This window comes from Streptococcus oralis subsp. oralis (genome assembly GCF_002096595.1).
Lineage (GTDB): Bacteria > Bacillota > Bacilli > Lactobacillales > Streptococcaceae > Streptococcus > Streptococcus oralis_D.
The window spans coordinates 357,030-378,841 of record NZ_NCUR01000010.1 but is presented as its reverse complement, the minus strand read 5'-3'; the positions used below and the strand labels follow the sequence as shown (position 1 = coordinate 378,841).

At 38.9% G+C, this 21,812-nt stretch carries 25 protein-coding genes; 23 read left to right on the top strand and 2 right to left on the bottom strand.

The features are described from left to right. Positions 1-32: 32 nt before the first annotated feature. The gene (locus B7714_RS06240; protein WP_084859992.1) at positions 33-833 is read right to left on the bottom strand and encodes a glycoside hydrolase family 25 protein; all 801 of its coding nucleotides are present in this window, start codon (positions 831-833) and stop codon (positions 33-35) included. Positions 834-988: 155 nt separating this feature from the next. Between B7714_RS06240 and glmU the strand changes: the two genes are divergently transcribed. The 7 genes from glmU (at position 989) to B7714_RS06205 (ending at position 6,972) form a co-directional block, all read left to right on the top strand. Next, positions 989-2,368 carry a bifunctional UDP-N-acetylglucosamine diphosphorylase/glucosamine-1-phosphate N-acetyltransferase GlmU gene (glmU, locus tag B7714_RS06235; RefSeq protein ID WP_084859991.1) on the top strand — a complete coding sequence of 460 codons (1,380 nt, stop codon included), beginning with the start codon at positions 989-991 and terminating at the stop codon, positions 2,366-2,368. A 9-nt stretch (positions 2,369-2,377) separates the two neighbouring features. After that, complete coding sequence (locus B7714_RS06230; protein ID WP_084859990.1) at positions 2,378-2,923, top strand: NUDIX hydrolase; 546 nt, start codon at positions 2,378-2,380, stop codon at positions 2,921-2,923. Positions 2,924-2,934: 11 nt separating this feature from the next. Continuing rightward, complete coding sequence (gene macP, locus B7714_RS06225; protein WP_000517873.1) at positions 2,935-3,246, top strand: cell wall synthase accessory phosphoprotein MacP; 312 nt, start codon at positions 2,935-2,937, stop codon at positions 3,244-3,246. A 15-nt stretch (positions 3,247-3,261) separates the two neighbouring features. After that, complete coding sequence (locus B7714_RS06220) at positions 3,262-3,954, top strand: 5'-methylthioadenosine/adenosylhomocysteine nucleosidase (protein WP_084860382.1); 693 nt, start codon at positions 3,262-3,264, stop codon at positions 3,952-3,954. A gap of 76 nt (positions 3,955-4,030) precedes the next feature. Then, positions 4,031-4,525: a chromosome segregation protein RocS gene (rocS, locus tag B7714_RS06215; RefSeq protein WP_000021250.1), complete on the top strand. Its 495-nt coding sequence runs from the start codon at positions 4,031-4,033 to the stop codon at positions 4,523-4,525. Positions 4,526-4,606: 81 nt separating this feature from the next. Next, positions 4,607-5,200, top strand: a complete 594-nt coding sequence (locus tag B7714_RS06210; RefSeq protein WP_084859989.1) for a 3'-5' exonuclease — start codon at positions 4,607-4,609, stop codon at positions 5,198-5,200. Positions 5,201-5,208: 8 nt separating this feature from the next. Then, positions 5,209-6,972, top strand: a complete 1,764-nt coding sequence (locus tag B7714_RS06205) for a glycerophosphoryl diester phosphodiesterase membrane domain-containing protein (protein WP_084859988.1) — start codon at positions 5,209-5,211, stop codon at positions 6,970-6,972. Between the two features lie 37 nt (positions 6,973-7,009). Here B7714_RS06205 and B7714_RS06200 read toward each other — a convergent pair whose 3' ends face one another. Beyond that, positions 7,010-7,309, bottom strand: coding sequence for a YbaB/EbfC family nucleoid-associated protein (locus tag B7714_RS06200; protein WP_000981515.1), 300 nt, complete (start codon positions 7,307-7,309; stop codon positions 7,010-7,012). A 439-nt stretch (positions 7,310-7,748) separates the two neighbouring features. Between B7714_RS06200 and B7714_RS06195 the strand changes: the two genes are divergently transcribed. The 16 genes from B7714_RS06195 (at position 7,749) to B7714_RS06120 (ending at position 21,782) form a co-directional block, all read left to right on the top strand. Further along, positions 7,749-8,456 carry an IspD/TarI family cytidylyltransferase gene (locus B7714_RS06195; RefSeq protein ID WP_000638516.1) on the top strand — a complete coding sequence of 236 codons (708 nt, stop codon included), beginning with the start codon at positions 7,749-7,751 and terminating at the stop codon, positions 8,454-8,456. A gap of 4 nt (positions 8,457-8,460) precedes the next feature. Next, complete coding sequence (locus B7714_RS06190) at positions 8,461-9,483, top strand: ribitol-5-phosphate dehydrogenase (protein ID WP_084859987.1); 1,023 nt, start codon at positions 8,461-8,463, stop codon at positions 9,481-9,483. 16 nt (positions 9,484-9,499) lie between these two features. Then, positions 9,500-10,357, top strand: coding sequence for a phosphotransferase family protein (locus B7714_RS06185; protein WP_084859986.1), 858 nt, complete (start codon positions 9,500-9,502; stop codon positions 10,355-10,357). A 1-nt stretch (position 10,358) separates the two neighbouring features. Further along, positions 10,359-11,237, top strand: a complete 879-nt coding sequence (locus tag B7714_RS06180; protein ID WP_084859985.1) for a DMT family transporter — start codon at positions 10,359-10,361, stop codon at positions 11,235-11,237. A gap of 11 nt (positions 11,238-11,248) precedes the next feature. Next, the gene (locus B7714_RS06175) at positions 11,249-11,938 is read left to right on the top strand and encodes a sugar phosphate nucleotidyltransferase (protein WP_000643950.1); all 690 of its coding nucleotides are present in this window, start codon (positions 11,249-11,251) and stop codon (positions 11,936-11,938) included. A 190-nt stretch (positions 11,939-12,128) separates the two neighbouring features. Beyond that, positions 12,129-12,605: a PTS sugar transporter subunit IIA gene (locus B7714_RS06170; RefSeq protein ID WP_000521979.1), complete on the top strand. Its 477-nt coding sequence runs from the start codon at positions 12,129-12,131 to the stop codon at positions 12,603-12,605. Between the two features lie 37 nt (positions 12,606-12,642). Then, positions 12,643-12,948 (top strand): PTS sugar transporter subunit IIB, encoded by a 306-nt coding sequence (locus tag B7714_RS06165; protein ID WP_000590551.1) that lies wholly within the window; start codon positions 12,643-12,645, stop codon positions 12,946-12,948. 54 nt (positions 12,949-13,002) lie between these two features. Next, positions 13,003-14,478, top strand: coding sequence for a PTS galactitol transporter subunit IIC (locus B7714_RS06160; RefSeq protein ID WP_084859984.1), 1,476 nt, complete (start codon positions 13,003-13,005; stop codon positions 14,476-14,478). A 107-nt stretch (positions 14,479-14,585) separates the two neighbouring features. Then, entirely contained in the window at positions 14,586-15,482 is an 897-nt protein-coding gene (locus B7714_RS06155; protein ID WP_084859983.1) for an aldose 1-epimerase family protein, read from the top strand. 287 nt (positions 15,483-15,769) lie between these two features. After that, positions 15,770-16,195: a galactose-6-phosphate isomerase subunit LacA gene (lacA, locus tag B7714_RS06150; RefSeq protein ID WP_000029277.1), complete on the top strand. Its 426-nt coding sequence runs from the start codon at positions 15,770-15,772 to the stop codon at positions 16,193-16,195. Positions 16,196-16,225: 30 nt separating this feature from the next. Beyond that, the gene (gene lacB / locus B7714_RS06145) at positions 16,226-16,741 is read left to right on the top strand and encodes a galactose-6-phosphate isomerase subunit LacB (RefSeq protein WP_084859982.1); all 516 of its coding nucleotides are present in this window, start codon (positions 16,226-16,228) and stop codon (positions 16,739-16,741) included. Positions 16,742-16,751: 10 nt separating this feature from the next. Next, entirely contained in the window at positions 16,752-17,681 is a 930-nt protein-coding gene (locus B7714_RS06140; RefSeq protein WP_084859981.1) for a tagatose-6-phosphate kinase, read from the top strand. A 1-nt stretch (position 17,682) separates the two neighbouring features. Then, positions 17,683-18,663 carry a tagatose-bisphosphate aldolase gene (gene lacD, locus B7714_RS06135; protein WP_084859980.1) on the top strand — a complete coding sequence of 327 codons (981 nt, stop codon included), beginning with the start codon at positions 17,683-17,685 and terminating at the stop codon, positions 18,661-18,663. A gap of 236 nt (positions 18,664-18,899) precedes the next feature. Then, positions 18,900-19,736 (top strand): PRD domain-containing protein, encoded by an 837-nt coding sequence (locus B7714_RS06130; protein WP_084859979.1) that lies wholly within the window; start codon positions 18,900-18,902, stop codon positions 19,734-19,736. Positions 19,737-19,770: 34 nt separating this feature from the next. After that, positions 19,771-20,088, top strand: a complete 318-nt coding sequence (locus tag B7714_RS06125) for a PTS lactose/cellobiose transporter subunit IIA (RefSeq protein ID WP_001078328.1) — start codon at positions 19,771-19,773, stop codon at positions 20,086-20,088. After that, positions 20,088-21,782 carry a lactose-specific PTS transporter subunit EIIC gene (locus B7714_RS06120; RefSeq protein ID WP_061421069.1) on the top strand — a complete coding sequence of 565 codons (1,695 nt, stop codon included), beginning with the start codon at positions 20,088-20,090 and terminating at the stop codon, positions 21,780-21,782. The genes B7714_RS06125 and B7714_RS06120 overlap by 1 nt, the downstream gene beginning before the upstream one ends. Positions 21,783-21,812 lie beyond the last annotated feature (30 nt).

Below are 21,812 nucleotides of genomic sequence, written 5' to 3'. Positions count from 1 at the left end.
ACAAGTGAAAAAGAGAGCAATTTTCACTTGTCTTATGGTCTTAAAAATAGTTTTCTGAAGGTTTCTTCTTTTTCCTTCAAGGTAGAAATGAGATTGATATCTAAATTATGTTCAAATCCAGCAATTCTTCCTTTGGAAGTATACTGATGGAGGTCATAGTCTAAATCAGTATTAGGCGTGGTTTCAAAGTAACCTGAATCCGTTCCATAGGATGGAATCCAAACAGCAGTGAACTTGTCAGTATTGATACTATGCTCTTGCATGAAATAAACACCGATGTAAATTCCGATATTTTTGGCGCCAAGCGCTTCTAGTTTAGTCCTAAAAGCTTCAACACCTTCGTTCATATCAGACATTGTTTTTTCTTCAACATCGAGCCAATAGTAACTAGGGTTGTATGGAGAAGCAGCATTGTAGAAAACCTCAGCAGCTTTTTCCATTTCTTCCTTACTAGTACCTGCTAGATAGGCATAAACAGCAACAGGAACATTCCGCTTTTGAAATTCTGAAATATGATTTTTATAGGCTTTATCGACACCATTGGCATGGGCGGCATTATTTGTTTCAGTATGCTGAGCCCCATTGTGGACACGAACAATAACACCAGAAATATTTTGAGATAAGGTATCGTAGTTGATTTCCTCAGGTCTTTGCCAACCAGAGACATCAATGATAGGTTTGTCAAGATTATGCAAGGCCTGATTTTCAACCTGGACTGCATTTGGCTTAGACTTGACAGGATGGTCTTCATAAGTTGGTTTATTGAGGATCAAAATAGCTATAAATATAGTAAATAAAGTAAAAATAATAGCTGGATTAATCTTTTTTCTCATACCTATTTAGTTTAACGTAAATAAATAAAAAAATCAAAGAAAACATCGTAAAAAGTGAATAAATGGGCGCCTTTTCCCTATTTCTCTGTTTGTTTACTCCTAAGAAACTAAATTATGGTATAATATAAGGGAATTTCTAGAGAAAAGAGAAGATTATGTCAAATTATGCCATTATTTTAGCAGCGGGTAAAGGTACTCGCATGAAATCAGATCTTCCAAAGGTACTTCACAAAGTAGCTGGAATTTCGATGTTGGAACATGTTTTTCGTAGTGTTGGTGCTATTCAACCTGAAAAAACAGTTACTGTAGTTGGTCACAAGGCTGAGCTAGTTGAGCAAGTATTAGCTGGTCAGACAGACTTTGTTACCCAATCAGAACAACTAGGAACTGGACACGCTGTCATGATGGCGGAGCCTATTCTCCAAAATCGTACTGGCCACACCTTGGTTATCGCAGGGGATACGCCTCTGATTACAGGTGAAAGTTTGAAAAACCTCTTGGATTTCCATATCAACCACAAAAATGTGGCGACTATTTTAACAGCTGAAGCAGCTGATCCTTTTGGATATGGTCGTATCGTCCGTAACGATAATGCAGAAGTTCTTCGCATTGTGGAGCAAAAGGATGCGACTGATTTTGAAAAACAAATCAAAGAAATCAATACAGGAACTTATGTATTTGACAATGAACGTCTTTTTGAGGCCCTTAAAAACATCAACACCAACAATGCCCAAGGTGAGTACTATATTACTGACGTGATTGGTATTTTCCGTAACGCAGGTGAGAAGGTTGGCGCCTATACTCTCAAGGATTTTGATGAAAGTCTTGGAGTAAACGACCGTGTGGCTCTTGCCACTGCGGAAGCAGTGATGCGCCGCCGTATCAACCAAAAGCACATGGTTAATGGTGTTAGCTTTGTCAATCCTGAAGCAACTTACATTGATATTGATGTCGAGATTGCACCTGAAGTTCAAATCGAAGCCAACGTTACCTTGAAAGGTCAAACGAAGATTGGGGCGGAAACTGTTTTAACAAATGGAACTTATATCGTGGATAGCGCTATCGGAGTTGGAGCTGTGATTACGAATTCTATGATTGAGGAAAGTACAGTTGCAGATGGTGTGACAATCGGTCCTTATGCCCATATTCGTCCAGGCTCAAGTCTTGCTTCTCAAGTTCACATTGGAAACTTTGTTGAAGTAAAAGGATCTTCAATCGGTGAAAATACCAAGGCAGGTCATTTGACCTATATCGGAAACTGCGAAGTGGGTAGCAACGTTAATTTTGGTGCAGGAACTATTACAGTCAACTACGATGGCAAAAATAAATACAAAACTGTCATTGGCAACAATGTCTTTGTTGGCTCAAACTCAACTATTATTGCTCCTGTAGAACTTGGGGATAATTCTCTGGTTGGAGCGGGTTCAACCATTACCAAGAATGTTCCTGCTGATGCCATTGCTATCGGCCGTGGACGACAAGTTAATAAAGATGAGTACGCAACACGCTTACCTCATCATCCGAAGAACCAGTAGGAGTTTGTCATGGAATTTGAAGAAAAAACGATTAGTCGGAAGGAAATCTATCAAGGTCCTATTTTCAAACTGGTACAAGATCAGGTGGAACTACCAGAAGGAAAGGGTACTGCCCAACGTGACTTGATTTTTCACAATGGAGCTGTTTGTGTACTAGCTGTGACAGCTGAGGACAAAATCGTTCTCGTTAAGCAATACCGAAAGGCTATCGAGGCGGTTTCTTATGAGATTCCTGCTGGTAAACTAGAACTTGGTGAAAATGCTGATCCAATGGCGGCGGCACTTCGTGAATTGGAAGAAGAAGTTGCCTACACGGCTAAGTTAGAACTGTTGTACGATTTCTATTCTGCGATTGGATTTTGTAATGAAAAACTAAAACTCTACCTTGCTAGTGATTTGATCAAGGTGGAAAATCCTCGCCCACAAGATGATGATGAAACCTTGGAAGTCCTAGAAGTAAGCCTAGAGGAAGCCAAGAACCTGATCCAGTCAGGTCATATCTGTGATGCCAAGACCATTATGGCGATTCAGTACTGGGAACTACAAAAGAAATAGAGGAGAAACCCATGGGAAAACCTTTATTAACAGACGAAATGATTGAACGTGCCAATCGTGGTGAGAAAATCTCAGGACCACCTCTTCAAGATGACGAGGAAACAAAGATCCTACCAACGTCTTCACAACATTTTGGTTATTCACGTTCTAGAGACCACGGTTTTAGTCAAGATACATTAACAATCGAAGTAGAACCAACGATTCATAAAAGTCGTCGCATTGAGAATACCAAGAGAAATGTTTTTAATTCAAAACTCAATCGCATCTTGTTTGCAGTTATCCTACTTTTGATTTTGTTAGTGCTGGCAATGAAACTCTTGTAATTGAAAGGACTTGAAATGAAAATTGGAATCATTGCTGCCATGCCAGAAGAACTCGTATATCTGACTCAGAATTTGGATAAAACTCAAGAAATCCAGGTCTTGGGAAATACCTACTATACTGGCACTGTTGGCAATACTGAAGTTGTCCTAGTTCAGAGTGGGATTGGGAAAGTTATGTCAGCTATGAGTGTAGCTGTTTTAGCTGACCATTTTCAAGTAGAAGCCATTATCAATACAGGATCAGCAGGTGCTCTTGCAAAAGGGATTGCTGTTGGAGATGTCGTGATTGCGGATAAACTAGCTTATCATGATGTGGATGTAACTGCTTTTGGCTATGCTGATGGCCAAATGGCTGGTCAACCTCTTTACTTTGAATCAGATAAGAAGTTTATCGCTAGGATTAAAGAAAACTTATCTCAATTAGAGCAGACATGGCACCTAGGCTTGATTGCTACAGGGGACAGTTTTATAGCTGGGGAGGATAAGATTGCTAGTATTAAGTCCCACTTTCCAGATGTTTTAGCTGTTGAAATGGAGGGTGCAGCCATTGCTCAAGCGGCTCAGGCTCTTGGCCTACCTTTCCTAGTCATTCGTGCTATGAGTGACAATGCTAATCACGAAGCCTCTATCTCTTTTGATGAGTTTATTATCGAAGCTGGACGTCGTTCTGCCCAAGTATTACTAGCCTTTTTAAAGGCCTTGGATTAAGCGGACATTTGACAGTTTATCTAGCTTATGATAAGATTTAAATAAAGAAAAGCTAGAAAACGTTTCAGAGGATATTATGAGTATTGAAATGACCGTCAGTGAGATTGCAGAGGTCTTAGGACTATCTCGTCAAGCAATCAACAATCGTGTCAAAGAACTTCCAGAAGAGGACACGAAAAAAAATGACAAAGGTGTAACTGTAGTTACTCGAAGTGGCTTGATCAAGCTAGAGGAGATCTACAAAAAAACGATTTTTGAAGATGAACCAGTCAGTGATGATGTCAAACAACGCGAACTGATGGAAATCTTGGTCGATGAGAAGAATGCTGAAATTCTTCGATTGTACGAGCAACTCAAGGCCAAGGACCAGCAGTTGACAGAAAAAGATGAGCAGATGCGCATCAAAGACCGTCAGATTGCAGAAAAGGACAAACAGTTGGATCAACAGCAACAGTTAACTCTTCAAGCTATGAAGGATCAAGAAACCTTGAAACTCGAGTTGGACCAAGCAAAAGAAGAAGTCCAAGCAACCAAAAAAGGCTTTTTTGCTCGCCTTTTTGGAGGAAAATAAAGAAGCTGTTTGGGTTACTCACTAACCTAATGGCTTCTTTTATTATTTATAGTTTAGTTTGGGTAGTAATTGAGGTAAATAATGGAAAAATTAAGAGATTATATCGCCTTTGATTTGGAATTCAATCAACACGAGGGGGTTACCCATTTAATTCAAGTATCGGCAGTCCGCTTTCAAGATGGACAAGAAAGTGCTGCTTTTGATTCTTATGTTTATACTACAGCCCCATTGAAGAGTTTTATCAATGGTTTGACTGGGATCACAGCTGAAACCTTGAAAGATGCGCCAAAGGTAGAACAAGTTTTAAAGGACTTTCAGGCATTTGTCGGCGACTTACCTATCATTGGTTACAATGCAGCTAAGAGTGATTTGCCTATTCTCTTGGAGCATGGTATTGATTATCGTGACCAGTATAAGGTTGATCTATATGAGGAGGCTTTTGAACGCCGTAGTTCTGATCTACACGGCATAGCCAATCTTAAATTGCAAACTGTAGCGAATTTTTTAGGCTTTCACGGGAAGTCTCATAATAGTTTAGAGGACGCCCGCATGACGGCGCGTGTTTACGAAGCCTTTTTGGAATCGGATGACGGAAAGTTATTAATAGAAGACCAGAGTAGTTTTTCTATGAATAATCCTTTCGGTGGCTTAGATTTATCCCAATTTATAGACTAGGAGTGCTTATGAAACCTGAAAAACCTAAAAAGCTAGGTTTTAGGAAGATATACTATAACCTAGATAAGATTTTATTTCTATTTTTCTTGATATTTATGATGGTTGAGTTTGTCTGGCTACCATTGAATTCATGGATTGCTGGCATCCTTCTGAGACAAACAGGTTACTTGTTTATTTCCTACAATAACTTTTGGGCGATTATACAAGGCTCGCCTTTTATCAGTTTAGCCTTTCTCATCTTAATTGCAATCAATCTCCTGGTCGCCTATTTCCAGATTTGTCTTTTGTTTATCGGGGCTCGCCACCTTCTCTATCATGAAAAGAGAACCTTAATTGAGTATAGTAGAAAAGTATTTCGCCAGAGCTTTCTATTCGTTAAGCGATTGAGCTTTTGTAAGATGGCCTTTGTCTTTTTTTACATTGCTATGCTTTTCCCGTTCATCCGTAAGATTTTAAAAATCTATTACCTCAACAAAATTATTATCCCGGATTTTATTGTGAATTATTGGGAAGGTAAGCATTGGCTGGTAGGTCTGATGATCATAGCATCCGCTTGGATCTTACTCTATATTTCTGTCCGATTTATGTTTGCCCTGCCTAAGATTCTCTTTGAAAGAAAGACCGTAAGAGAAAGTGTGAAATATAGTCTCCAAAAGACGAAGAAAAACGTTCTTTTCTACTCTTGGCATCTTTTACTCATTATTATTAAAACGTATCTCTTCTTCTTTGGTTTGTTAATTCCCTTGCTTTTTGCGCAAGCAGTGATGGATAATTTAACTCAAAAAGAATCCTTGATTCTCGGTGTGATTAATTTTGTCTTGATTAAAAATTTCCATTACATGACCCTGACTTATTTCCTAGTGAAGTTTGTTTCCTTCCTGACAGGAGAAGAGCTAGAGATTATGCCAAGGCGAAAGAAAGATCATCTGATGAGATGGGGTGTCATGGGGTGTGCAAGTATCATTTTTGCCATAGAAGGCTACGTTTATCTGGAATCTCCGGATACCAATACACCTTTAGTGATTTCGCACAGAGGAGTAAGTAATAAAAACGGTGTTCAAAATACCGTGCAGTCTTTGGAAAAAACAGCTCAACTAAAACCAGATCTCATCGAAATGGATGTGCAGGAAACGAAAGACGGTCAGTTCGTGATGATGCACGATGCCAACCTCAAAAATTTAACAGGTATTAATGCTACACCGCAAGATTTGACTCTGGATGAATTAACAAATACAGATATTCACGAGAATGGTTATCAAACAAAGATTTCAAGCTTTGATGCCTATTTAGAGCGTGCAAATGCTTTAAACCAAAAATTGCTGATTGAGATTAAAACCAGTAAAAAAGATAGTCCGCAAATGATGGACCATTTCCTCGAAAAGTATGGAGCGACTATCAAGAAATATGGACATCAGATGCAATCACTAGACTATCATGTGATTGATAAAGTGTTGACTTATGATTCTGAAATTCCAGTTTACTTCATTCTCCCCTATAACAGTATTTTCCCAAGAACCAAGGCAACTGGTTACACGATGGAGTACTCAACTTTGGATGAATACTTTGTCAATAAACTCTGGACAACTGATCAGAGACTCTATGTTTGGACAGTAAATGGTTCGGAGGCATTTGATAAAGCCGTTCGTCTCGGCGCAGATGGCATGATTACTGATGATCTTGAAATGGTCCAGTCACAAGTCACAATGGCTCAAGACGATCCGGAATATACGGAATTACTCTTAAAGAAAGCAATGGAATTCTTTGATTTCTAAGAAAAAAAGAGAAACAGATGTTTCTCTTTTTTGTGGATTAGAAAGGCAATTTTCCAGCGAAAGCACCGAGTTTCTTCTTAGTCGTTTCATCAATTTGTTCAAGAGCAGCGTTAATCGCTTGCGCAGTCATATCTGAAAGTGTTTCGAGATCTTCTGGATCTACAACTGCAGGGTTGAAGTCAATGCTGACAACTTTTTTGTCTCCAGTCAAAGTTGCTTGGACAAGGTCTTGAGCAGATTTTCCAACAAATTCCATGGCAGCGAGTTCTGCTTGGCTTTGTTCCATTTGTTTTTGAAGTTTTTGTGCTTGGCGCATCATGTTTTGCATGTTCATCATGGCGGTTTACAGTTTCCTTTTTTCTATTATTTTCCTTTTTATTTTATCAATTTTAGGGGCAAAAGTCTATTATTTGTTTAATTCATGAGATATATGAGCTTTTATAATGATTCCCTCAAACAACTTTTAAGAAATTTACTATGCGCCCTAGTATTCTTTGATAAACAAATAATTTCATTTAAGCTTTGTTTAAGGTTTCTATTATATTCTAAAGAACTCTATATTAACCGAACGTTGAACGGATAATACAGAGGACAACCTATTTTTATTTCTTAATTTGTTATGGTCTTTCTATATTTAGTAACACATTGTTCACTTTTTACCTTAAATGGTGTGTTGATTAGACTAAATGACGCTCTGTCTTTTCTTCATGATGGAGATAGATTGTGATATAATAGATAGTAATGAGTTTTTCAGAATAAACTAAAGGAGAATATAAATGATCTATGCAGGAATCCTAGCCGGAGGAACTGGCACACGCATGGGAATCAGTAATTTACCAAAACAATTCTTGGAGTTGGGTGATCGACCTATTTTGATCCACACAATTGAAAAATTCGTCTTAGAACCAAGTATTGAAAAAATTGTAGTTGGAGTTCATGGAGACTGGGTGTCACACGCTGAGGACCTAGTTGACAAGTATCTTTCTCTCCACAAGGATCGTATCATCATTACCAAGGGTGGTGCTGATCGCAATACCAGTATCGAGAAGATTATAGAAGCCATTAATGCCTACCGTCCAATCACTCCAGAAGATATCGTGATTACGCATGACTCTGTTCGTCCATTTATCACACTTCGTATGATTCAGGACAATATCAAACTGGCCCAAAATCATGATGCGGTTGACACAGTAGTAGAAGCGGTTGATACCATTGTTGAAAGTACTAATGGTCAGTTTATCACGGATATTCCAAATCGTGCTCACCTCTATCAAGGTCAAACGCCTCAGACTTTCCGCTGCAAGGATTTCATGGATTTGTATGGTTCCCTATCTGATCAAGAAAAGGAAATCCTGACGGATGCATGTAAGATTTTTGTTATCAAAGGGAAGGATGTTGCTCTAGCTAAAGGGGAGTATTCAAACCTTAAAATCACAACTGTGACTGACTTGAAAATCGCAAAAAGCATGATTGAGAAAGACTAAGGCTATGATTAATCAAATTTATCAACTGACCAAACCAAAGTTTATCAATGTAAAATACCAAGAAGAGGACATTGATCAGGAGAATCATATCCTTATTCGTCCAAATTATATGGCGGTTTGTCATGCAGATCAACGTTACTATCAAGGGAAGCGTGATCCAAAAATATTGGCTAAAAAGCTTCCTATGGCGATGATTCACGAGTCTTGTGGAACTGTTATCTCAGATCCAACTGGGACTTATGAAGTCGGTCAAAAGGTAGTTATGATTCCCAATCAACCGCCTATGCAGAGTGACAAGGAGTTCTACGAGAACTACATGACCGGAACCTATTTCCTATCAAGTGGTTATGATGGCTTTATGAGAGAATTTGTCTCTCTTCCAAAAGATCGTGTTGTGTCTTATAATGACATTGAGGACACAGTTGCAGCCATTACTGAGTTTGTGAGTGTTGGTATGCATGCCATGGATCGTTTCTTGCATCTCGCTCATAGTAAGCGAGAGCGTATCGCTGTTATCGGAGATGGTAGTTTGGCCTTTGTTGTTGCAAATATTATCAATTATACCTTGCCAGAAGCAGAGATTATCGTCTTTGGTCGCCATTGGGAAAAACTAGAGCTCTTCTCTTTTGCAAAAGAGTGCTACATTACTGATAATATACCAGAGGATTTGACCTTTGATCATGGATTTGAGTGTTGCGGTGGTGATGGTACAGGTCCAGCTATCAATGACTTGATTCGTTATATTCGCCCACAGGGAACGATTCTCATGATGGGAGTGAGCGAATACAAGGTTAATATCAATACACGAGATGCTTTGGAAAAAGGATTGTTATTAGTGGGATCGTCTCGTTCAGGACGCGTCGATTTTGAGAAGGCCATTCAAATGATGGAAGTCAAAAAGTTTGCGAATCGTCTGAAGAATGTCCTTTATGTTGAAGAACCCGTGAGAGAAATCAAGGACATTCACCGTGTCTTTGCTACAGACCTAAATACTGCTTTTAAAACAGTATTCAAGTGGGAAGTGTAGGAGATGGAGGTTAATTGTGGAAAAACTCATCAAAGAAAAAATTTCTTCTTTACTATATGATGAAGAGGAAGTACTCAGTGTTGAACAGCTGGGAGGCATGACCAACCAAAACTATTTGGTCAAAACAACCAACAAACAGTATATTGTGAAATTTTTTGGTAAAGGGACTGAAAAACTCATCAATCGTCAAAATGAAAAGTACAATCTTGAGCTTTTAGAGGATTTAGATTTAGATGTCAAAAATTACCTCTTTGATATTGAGTCAGGGATTAAAGTAAATGAATACATCGAATCGGCAGTAACTCTTGATTCAACATCTATCAAGTCCAAGTTTGAAAAGATTGCACCAATTTTACAAACCATCCATGCTTCAGGGAAAGAATTAAGAGGAGAATTTGCTCCCTTTGAGGAAATCAGAAAATATGAATCCTTGATTGAGGGACCTATCCCTTATGAAAACTATGAAGCTGTAAGAAAAGATGTATTTTCACTAGAAAAGAGATTGGCTGATTTGGGTGTTGATAGAAAGTCCTGTCATATTGATTTGGTACCAGAAAACTTTATTGAGTCACCACAAGGTCGTTTGTATTTGATTGACTGGGAATACTCTTCTATGAATGATCCGATGTGGGATTTGGCAGCTCTTTTCTTAGAGTCTGAATTTACAAAGCAAGAGGAAGATGATTTCCTTTCCTACTATGAAAGTGACAAAACACCTGTATCACGTGAGAAGATTCGTATCTATAAAATCTTGCAAGATACTATCTGGAGTTTGTGGACAGTGTACAAAGAAGCTCAAGGAGCTGATTTTGGAGATTATGGTATCAACCGTTACCAAAGAGCTGTCGAGGGTTTGACTTATTATGGAGGTTAGGATGAAGAATAAAAATGGTGTTTCTTTTGGTCTGCTCTCTGGTATCTTCTGGGGATTAGGTCTAACGATTAGTGCTTATATCTTTTCAATTTTTACAAATCTTTCACCTTTTGTGGTGGCTGCTGCTCATGATTTCTTGAGTATCTTTATCTTGTTAGCTTTTCTTTTGGTAAAAGAAGGAAAAGTTCGCCTCTCGATTTTCTTAAATATTCGAAATGTAAGTGTAATTATCGGAGCTTTACTAGCAGGACCAATAGGTATGCAAGCCAATCTTTATGCGGTTAAATATATTGGTAGTTCACTAGCTTCATCTGTATCTGCTATTTACCCAGCAGTTTCAGTTTTACTGGCCTTCTTCATTTTGAAACACAAGGTTTCAAAGAATACAGTATTTGGTGTTTTCTTGATTATTGCAGCTATCATTGCTCAAACCTACAAGGTTGAACAAGTTAACTCGTTTTACATTGGAATTCTTTGTGCCCTTGTCTGTGCCATTGCCTGGGGGAGTGAAAGTGTTCTCAGCTCCTATGCTATGGAAAGTGATTTAAGTGAAATTGAAGCCTTGTTAATCCGACAAGTAACCTCATTCTTGTCCTATCTTGTGATTGTGCTCTTTTCACACCATTCATTTGCAGAAGTGGCAGATGGGCAGTTACTAGGCCTCTTGCTTGTCTTTGCGGCCTTTAACATGATTTCCTACTTAGCTTATTATATCGCGATTAATCGTTTGCAACCTGCGAAAGCGACAGGTTTGAATGTAAGCTATGTAGTCTGGACTGTCTTATTTGCAGTTGTTTTCTTGGGTACACCGCTAGATATGCTGACAATCATCACTTCACTTATTGTTATGGCTGGTGTTTATATTATTATTAAAGAATAAAGGAGATTCGTGTGAAAGCGATTATTTTGGCAGCGGGCTTAGGAACTCGTCTACGCCCTATGACTGAAAATACCCCAAAAGCTTTGGTTAAGGTTAATCAAAAACCCTTGGTAGAATACCAAATCGAGTTTTTGAAAGAGAGAGGAATTGATGAGATTATTATCGTTGTTGGTTACCTCAAGGAGCAATTTGACTACCTAAAAGAAAAATATGGTGTTCGTTTAGTCTTTAACGACAAGTATGCTGATTACAATAACTTCTACTCACTTTATCTAGTAAAAGAAGATTTGGCTAACAGCTACGTCATCGATGCAGATAACTATCTTTTCAAAAATATGTTTCGAAACGATCTTAAACGTTCTACCTATTTCAGTGTTTATCGTGAAGACTGTACGAACGAGTGGTTCTTGGTTTACGGTGATGACTACAAGGTTCAAGACATTATTGTTGATAGCAAGGCTGGTCGCATTCTGAGCGGAGTTTCATTCTGGGATGCACCAACTGCTGAGAAGATTGTTGGCTTTATTGACAAAGCTTACGAGAGTGGTGAATTTGTTGATCTCTACTGGGACAACATGGTTAAGGATAATATCAAAGAATTAGATGTCTATGTCGAAGAATTAGAAGGAAATAGCATCTATGAAATTGATAGTGTAAAAGATTACCATAAGTTAGAAGAGATTTTATCTACTATTGAGTAAGTAAAGAGAAGAAGGCTTGGGCCTTCTTTTTTTGTGTATTTTATAACAAGAATGTTTGATATTGATTGTATTCTTTAAATGAAACAAAAATTACAAAAAAATGAACAAAATAAAACAAAAATCATTGACAACGATTTCATATAGTGTTATACTTATTACATAAAAGATAATTGAAAGAAGGGAAAATGTTATGGGATTAGATCATTTCTTTGACAAAAACCTGGTGTTTTGCTTAGAAGCGGATAATCAAGAACAACTCTTTGATCAGGTAGCAAGCTTGCTGGAAGAACGAGAAATTGTTACTCCAACTTATCGTGAAGCCTTGATCACGCGTGAAAAGTCATTTCCAACTGGTTTAGATATGGAATTTCTAGGAAAGGATTTGCCAAATGTAGCGATTCCTCATACAGATATTGTTCATAATCTAGCTGAGAAAGTAGTGGTTGTTCGATTAGAAAAACCAGTAACTTTTCACAATATGATAGCTCCTGATAAGGAAGTAGAAGTATCCCTACTCTTCTTTATCATTAACAATTCAAGTTCAAGTCAAACAAATATTCTGGCTCAGTTGATGGACTTTTTCACAGGAAATGGACATCTAGAAGATTTATCAAAAATTTCCGAACCAGAAAAACTTTATGCTTACATTGCTGAAGCAACCGCTTAATCTTGTCTATTAAAAAATAAAATCGGAGGAAATCTAAATGATTAAAATTCTTGCTGCCTGCGGTGCAGGTGTTAACTCAAGTCACCAAATTAAAAGTGCTCTAGAAGAAGAACTTTCAAACCGTGGTTATGATGTTCACTGTGATGCAGTCATGGTGAAAGATGTAAACGAAGACCTTATCAAGGGCTACGATATCTTTACTCCAATCGCTGCTACTGACCTTGGTTTTGAACCAGGTATTCCAGTAATTGAAGCTGGACCAATCTTGTTCCGTATTCCAGCAATGAGCGCTCCAGTATTTGACAATATTGAAGCAGCTATCAAAGAACATGGACTAAGCTAATTTATTCTTTATCTTGTTAACATTCATATAACTAAAAAAACGGGAGGAACTATTATGGATGTCATTATCAATCTGGCCAACGATATCTTCAAACCTATCTTGGCTATGGGTGGCCCTATCATCATGCTGATCATTTTGACAGCATTGGCTCTACTTTTTGGAGTGAAATTCTCCAAAGCGCTTGAAGGTGGTATCAAGCTTGCTATCGCCCTTACAGGTATCGGTGCCATCATCGGTATGCTCAACGGAGCTTTCTCAGCTTCACTTGCGAAATTCGTTGAGAACACTGGTATCCAATTGAACATCACTGACGTTGGTTGGGCACCACTTGCTACCATCACTTGGGGATCTGCTTGGACACTTTACTTCTTGCTTGTAATGTTGATTGTCAACGTTGTGATGCTTGCTATGAAGAAAACGGACACACTTGACGTCGATATCTTCGATATCTGGCACTTGTCAATCACTGGTCTTTTGATCAAATGGTATGCTGACAACAACGGTGTAAGCCAAGGGGTTTCACTCTTCATCGCGACAGCAGCAGTTGTACTTGTTGGTATTTTGAAGATTATCAACTCTGACTTGATGAAACCAACTTTCGACGACCTTCTTAACGCACCAAGTTCATCACCAATGACTTCAACTCACATGAACTACATGATGAACCCAGTTATCATGGTCTTGGATAAGATCTTTGATAAAGTTTTGCCAGGTCTTGATAAATATGACTTTGACGCTGCAAAATTGAACAAAAAAATCGGTTTCTGGGGATCTAAATTCTTCATCGGTTTCATTCTTGGTATCGTTATTGGTTTGATGGGAACTCCACATCCAGTTGCTGGAGTAGAAGATGCATCTTCATGGGAACTTGTTATTAAAGGTTGGTTGAGCCTTGGTTTGACAGCCGGTGTCTGCTTGGAGCTCTTCTCACTTATCGGATCTTGGTTCATCGCAGCCGTAGAACCACTTTCACAAGGTATTACAAACGTTGCTACTAAACGTCTTCAAGGACGTAAATTCAACATTGGTCTTGACTGGCCTTTCATCGCTGGTCGTGCTGAAATCTGGGCTTGTGCCAACGTACTTGCACCAATCATGTTGATTGAAGCAGTGCTTCTTTCAAACGTAGGAAATGGTATCTTGCCTCTTGCAGGTATCATCGCCATGGGTGTAACTCCAGCTCTCTTGGTTGTTACTCGTGGTAAATTGCTCCGTATGATCATCTTTGGAACACTCTTGTTGCCACTCTTCCTTCTTTCAGGTACTCTTATCGCTCCATTTGCAACTGAACTTGCTAAAGGTGTAGGTGCCTTCCCAGAAGGTGTGAACCAATCTCAATTAATTACTCACTCAACTCTTGAAGGACCAATTGAAAAACTATTTGGTTGGGCAATTGGTAATGCTACAACAGGTGATATCAAAGCAATCCTTGGTGCAGCAGTCTTCCTTGTATTCTATGTAGGTATCTTTGCTTGGTATAGAAAACAAATGATCAAACGTAACGAAGAATACGCAGCAAATGCTAAATAATTCGCTCCTATAAAATGTAAATTGTGAAAACTAGGTTGTTGATTTCCTACATTGGGAGTGACAACCTAGTTTTTCGTATAAAAATCTAAAAATAGTTGGAGAACATTATGGTAATTGAAATCAAATCAGACCAGTTAACGGTCCAGTTTAAAACCTTAGGTGGCGCCTTGTCGTCAATCAAGGACCGAGAAGGCATTGAGTATTTGTGGCAAGGAGATGCCATTTACTGGAGTGGACAAGCCCCAGTACTTTATCCAATCTGCGGCTCTTTAAGAGAAGATACAGCCTTCTACAGTCATGCAGATGGAACGGAGACGAAAGGAAAGATTCCTCGTCACGGTTTGGTCCGTAAAAAAGAATTTGAATTAGTTGATCAAACAGAAAACAGTGTAACCTTTGCTATCGAAGATGATGAGAATACTTATCAAAACTATCCTTATCATTTCCGCCTTGAAATCACTTATCTAGTGACTGGCAAGACTGTTCGAACTCAATACAAGATTTTCAATAAAGAAACGAATAAAGTAATGCCATTCTTTATTGGTGGTCATCCAGGATTTAACTGTCCTCTGCTAGAAGGCGAAACTTATGAAGATTACTATTTAGAGTTTGAGAAAGAAGAGACTTGCTCTGTTCCACGTCCTTTCCAAGAAACTGGCATGTTAGACTTTCAAGATAGAAGTCCATGGTTGGATTCGCAAAAGGAAGTGGATCTCAGTTACGATCTGTTTAGTGTAGATGCAGTGACTTTGGATGAGTTGCAATCCAGAACAATTGCCCTTCGTTCTCGTAAGCATGAGAAGGGATTAAAAGTACACTTCCAAGAGTTCTCAAATCTCATCATTTGGTCAACTTTGAATAAGGGGCCATTCATTGCCTTTGAACCTTGGTCTGGATTATCAACATCTCTTGAAGAAGGAGATCATTTAGAAGATAAGAAGAACGTTCGTCTCTTGGAACCCGGTCAAGTAGACCAAATTGGCTTTGATATTGAAATATTTTAGATAAAAAAACCACAAAAACAAACATTTACTGTTGACTTTTTATAAAAATAGGAGTATATTATGTTTGTAAGGAACAAATGATGTTTGTAACAAACAAATAATCACTTGTTATATTCTCTATCGCAGAGAAAATTTGTTTCCAGAAAATTGATTTCCTGGACTTGGATAAGGTGTTATTCATCTCATTCAATCAAATTTGTCAATAAATTGCTAGAATGCCTTTTGTAAGTAAACTGCTAACTATAAAAGTCTTTACTAGCCTAGAAAAATAAAAAGGAGTAAACAATATGTCTATTGTTATTGGTGCAGATGCTGCAGGTTTGAGATTGAAAGAAGTTGTGAAAGACTTCTTGGAAAAAGAAAACTTCCACGTTGTGGATGTTACAGCTGAAGGTCAAGATTTTGTTGATGTGACTCTTGCTGTTGCTGCAGAAGTAAACAAAGAAGAACAAAATCTTGGTATCGTGATTGATGCTTATGGGGCTGGTCCATTCATGGTCGCAACGAAAATCAAAGGAATGGTTGCTGCAGAAGTTTCAGATGAACGTTCAGCCTATATGACTCGTGGACACAACAACTCACGTATGATCACTATGGGTGCACAACTTGTTGGTGATGAATTGGCCAAAAACATTGCTAAAGGTTTTGTTAATGGTAAATACGACGGTGGACGTCACCAAATTCGTGTCGACATGTTGAACAAAATGTGTTAATTAGATTACAGTAAGAGAGGTAAGTTAAAAATGAGAATTGCAATTGGATGTGACCACATCGTAACAGATGAAAAAATGGCGGTTTCAGAATTTTTGAAATCAAAAGGATATGAAGTCATCGACTTTGGTACATATGACCACACACGTACTCACTACCCAATCTTTGGTAAAAAAGTAGGGGAAGCAGTTGTTAGCGGACAAGCTGATCTTGGGGTATGTATCTGTGGTACTGGTGTTGGTATCAACAACGCTGTCAACAAAGTTCCAGGAGTTCGTTCTGCCTTGGTTCGTGATATGACAACAGCTCTTTATGCAAAAGAACAATTGAATGCCAACGTTATCGGTTTTGGTGGTAAGATTACTGGTGAATTGCTTATGTGTGATATCATTGAAGCTTTCATTAATGCTGAATACAAGCCATCAGAAGAAAACAAAAAATTGATCGCTAAAATCGAGCATGTTGAAACTCACAATGCTCATCAAGCAGATGCAAACTTCTTTACAGAATTCCTTGAAAAATGGGATCGCGGTGAATACCACGACTAAGAGGCGACCTATGATTTTAACAGTCACAATGAACCCATCCATCGATATTTCCTATCCCTTGGATGAGTTGAAGATTGATACTGTCAATCGTGTGGTGGACGTGACCAAGACAGCTGGTGGTAAAGGGCTCAATGTTACACGAGTTCTTTCAGAATTTGGTGATTCTGTTGCTGCTACTGGTCTAGTTGGTGGCAAACTTGGTGAGTTTTTGGTTAAAAATATCGATAATCAAGTAAAGAAAGATTTCTTTTCAATTCAGGGAGAAACTCGTAACTGTATCGCTATTCTCCACGGAGATAACCAAACAGAAATCCTTGAAAAAGGACCCGAAGTTCTAGAACAAGAAGGGAAAGACTTCTTGGTTCATTTCGAAAATCTTCTTGACACTGTGGAAGTAGTAGCCATCTCTGGTAGTCTGCCAGCAGGTCTTCCAGTTGACTACTATGCAAGCTTAGTAGAACTTGCTAATCGCGCAGGAAAACCAGTTGTTCTGGATTGCTCAGGTGCGGCTCTTCAGGCTGTCCTTGAATCACCACACAAACCAACAGTTATCAAACCAAATAACGAAGAATTGTCTCAGCTTCTTGGAAAAGAAGTTTCAGAGGATTTGGATGAATTAAAAGAAGTTCTTCAAGATCCTCTATTTGCAGGGATTGAGTGGATAATCGTTTCGCTTGGTGCAAATGGTGCTTTTGCAAAACATGGTGATACTTTCTACAAGGTAGATATTCCAAGAATTCAGGTAGTCAATCCTGTCGGATCTGGAGATTCTACTGTTGCAGGTATTTCATCAGGTCTTCTTCATAAGGAATCGGATGCAGAACTCCTCATCAAGGCCAATGTCCTTGGTATGCTCAATGCCCAAGAAAAGATGACAGGTCATGTCAATATGGCCAACTATCAAGCTTTATATGATCAATTAATAGTAAAAGAGGTATAAAATGGTTTTAACAGAAAACAAACGTGCATGCTTGCAAAAACTCTCTGACGAGAACGGCATTATCTCAGCTCTTGCCTTTGACCAACGTGGTGCTTTGAAACGCCTCATGGCTCAATACCAAACGGAAGAACCAACAGTTGCTCAAATGGAAGAACTCAAAGTTTTAGTAGCAGATGAATTGACAAAATACGCTTCATCTATGCTCCTTGACCCTGAGTATGGTCTTCCAGCTACAAAAGCGCTTGATGCCAATGCTGGTCTTCTCCTTGCTTATGAAAAAACTGGTTACGACACAACAAGCACCAAACGCTTGCCTGACTGCTTGGATGTTTGGTCTGCAAAACGCATCAAGGAACAAGGCGCAGACGCTGTTAAGTTCTTGCTTTACTATGACGTAGACAGCTCTGACGAACTCAACCAAGAAAAACAAGCCTACATCGAACGCATTGGTTCTGAGTGTGTGGCGGAAGACATTCCATTCTTCCTTGAAATCTTGGCTTACGATGAAAAGATTGCGGACGCAGGTTCTGCAGAATACGCCAAAGTGAAACCACACAAGGTTATTGGTGCTATGAAGGTCTTCTCAGACCCACGCTTTAACATCGATGTCTTGAAAGTGGAAGTTCCAGTTAACGTCAAATACGTTGAAGGATTTGGTGATGGTGAAATCGTCCATACTCGCGAAGAAGCAGCAGCCTTCTTCAAAGCTCAAGATGAAGCAACTAACTTACCATACATCTACTTGAGTGCGGGCGTATCAGCTAAACTCTTCCAAGAGACCCTTGTCTTTGCCCATGAATCAGGCGCAAACTTCAACGGAGTTCTTTGTGGCCGTGCAACATGGGCTGGATCAGTTGAAGCTTACATCAAAGATGGTGAGGCAGCAGCTCGTGAATGGTTGCGTACAACTGGATTTGAGAACATTGACGAACTCAACAAGGTTCTTCAAACAACAGCGACTTCATGGACTGAACGTGTATAAGTTTTCCCCCTAATCTTAGGAACATTGATCTAAATAAAAAATTTAAAAAAAGTTGAATGTAAAGGTTTACAAAAAAACTTACTTGTGCTATACTTAAATCACAAGTTAATACAAGGTGAGTGTTACTAAGTAATATTAGGCATGATCACAGGTGAATTAGAAATCGACAGATTTTCTAGTTCATTTGTGGTCATTTTTTATACTCATATACCTTTAAGAGATAAAAGGAGGTTGCCATGTATCGAATTCTAAACCCAATGAATCACAACGTCTCTCTTGTCAGAAATGACAAGGGAGAAGAAGTGATTGTGATTGGTAAGGGGATTGCATTTGGAAAGAAGAAGGGGGATTTGATTGCTGAAGAACAAGTTGAGAAAATCTTTCGAATGAAGACAGAAGAGTCCAGAGAGAACTTTATGGCTCTGCTCAAAGATGTTCCGCTTGATTTTATCACAGTGACTTATGAAATCATTGATAAGCTATCAAAGAAATATCATTATCCGATTCAAGAGTATCTCTACGTAACCTTGACAGATCATATTTACTGCTCTTACCAAGCTCTAGCACAAAGAAGGTACAAGGATAGCAATCTGCCAGATATTTCCACTAAGTATCCTGTCGCTTTTCAAATCGCAAAGGAAGCTTTTGAAATGTATCGTCAGAAGTTGACAGATCATTTCCCTGAGGATGAAATTATTCGGATCGCTTATCATTTCATTAATGCTGAAGGTGAAAATGAAGTGGAACTTGTGGAGTCGATTGATAAGAGGAAAGAAATTCTCAGGAATGTCGAAGAAGTGCTAAAGTGTTATGCAATTCAACGAACCAAAGAGAATAATCATTTCTATGATCGTTTTATGATTCATCTCAACTATTTTTTGGATTATTTAGACCGTTCCAGAGATGATAACCAATCACTTCTGGATATGGAAGATCATATTAAACAATCCTATCCAAAAGCATTTGAGATTGGTTCCAAGATTTATGATGTGATTACGCAACATACTGGTCTTGATTTGTATAAGAGTGAGCGAGTTTATCTAGTTCTACATATCCAACGTTTACTGTCATAAGATTTATCAAAGAATATATAAGGAGGACTCTATTATGAATAGAGAAGAAGTAACATTATTAGGTTTTGAGATTGTTGCCTATGCTGGCGATGCTCGTTCGAAACTATTGGAAGCCTTGAAGGCTGCTGAAGCTGGCGATTTTGCGAAAGCAGATACTCTCGTAGAGGAAGCAGGTGGTTGCATCGCGGAGGCGCACCACGCGCAAACAAGTCTATTAACTAAGGAAGCTTCAGGTGAGGACTTAGCTTATAGTGTAACCATGATGCATGGCCAGGATCACTTGATGACAACCATCTTGCTCAAAGATTTGATGCACCATTTAATCGAACTTTACAAGAGAGGAGTTAAGTAATGAACAAACTAATTTCATTTATCGAGAAAGGAAAACCTTTCTTTGAGAAATTATCTCGTAATATCTATCTTCGTGCTATTCGTGATGGTTTCATTGCAGGTATGCCTGTTATTCTCTTCTCAAGTATCTTTATCTTGATTGCCTTTGTTCCGAACTCATGGGGTTTTAAATGGTCTGACGATGTTGTTAATCTCCTCATGAAACCTTATAGTTATTCAATGGGGATTCTGGCTCTCTTGGTAGCTGGTACAACAGCTAAGTCATTGACGGACTCAGTTAACCGTAGCATGGAAAAAACCAACCAAATCAACTATATGTCAACACTGTTGGCGGCGATTGTTGGTTTGTTGATGTTGGCAGCTGATCCGATTGAAGGTGGCTTTGCAACAGGTTTCCTTGGAACAAAAGGGTTGCTTTCAGCCTTCCTTGCTGCCTTTGTTACTGTAGCCATCTATAAGGTTTGTGTTAAGAACAACGTCACTATTCGTATGCCTGACGAAGTTCCACCAAATATCTCACAAGTATTTAAAGATGTGATTCCATTCACTCTATCAGTGGTTTCTCTTTATGCTCTTGATTTACTAGCTCGTCATTTTGTTGGTGCAAGCGTAGCTGAATCAATCGGTAAATTCTTTGCACCATTATTCTCTGCTGCTGATGGTTATCTTGGTATTACTATTATCTTTGGTGCCTTTGCCTTCTTCTGGTTTGTTGGTATCCACGGTCCTTCAATCGTTGAACCTGCAATCGCAGCTATTACCTATGCGAATGCTGAAGTCAACTTGAACCTTCTCCAACAAGGGATGCACGCAGACAAGATCCTTACTTCTGGTACACAAATGTTTATCGTTACCATGGGGGGTACAGGTGCGACACTGGTTGTTCCTTTCATGTTCATGTGGTTAACAAAATCAAAACGTAACCGTGCAATCGGACGTGCTTCAGTAGTTCCAACTTTCTTTGGTGTAAATGAACCAATCTTGTTTGGTGCACCGCTTGTCTTGAACCCAATCTTCTTTATTCCTTTCATCTTTGCGCCAATTGCCAACGTATGGATCTTTAAATTCTTCATTGAAACACTTGGCATGAACTCATTTACAGCCAACCTTCCTTGGACAACACCAGGTCCGCTCGGTATTGTTCTCGGTACAAACTTCCAATTCTTGTCATTTGTACTTGCTGCTTTGTTAATCCTTGTTGACGTAGCCATTTACTATCCATTCCTCAAGGTTTATGATGAACAAATTCTTGAAGAAGAACGTTCTGGTAAAGCCAATGATGAATTGAAAGAAAAAGTAGCCGCAAACTTCAATACTGCCAAAGCAGATGCTATTCTTGAAAAAGCAGGTGTAGAAGCAGCGCAAAACACAATCACAGAAGAAACAAATGTTCTCGTTCTCTGTGCAGGAGGAGGTACAAGTGGTCTCCTTGCAAATGCTCTAAACAAGGCAGCTGCAGAGTACAAAGTTCCTGTTAAAGCAGCAGCTGGTGGCTATGGTGCTCACCGTGAAATGTTGCCTGAGTTTGATCTGGTTATCCTTGCTCCTCAAGTTGCTTCAAACTTTGAAGACATGAAGGCTGAAACTGACAAACTTGGTATCAAACTTGCTAAGACAGAAGGTGGCCAATACATTAAATTGACTCGCGATGGAAAAGGCGCTCTTGCCTTTGTTCAAGCGCAGTTCGAAGAATAAAATGTAAATAGCGAAGAAGTGAGATGGAGG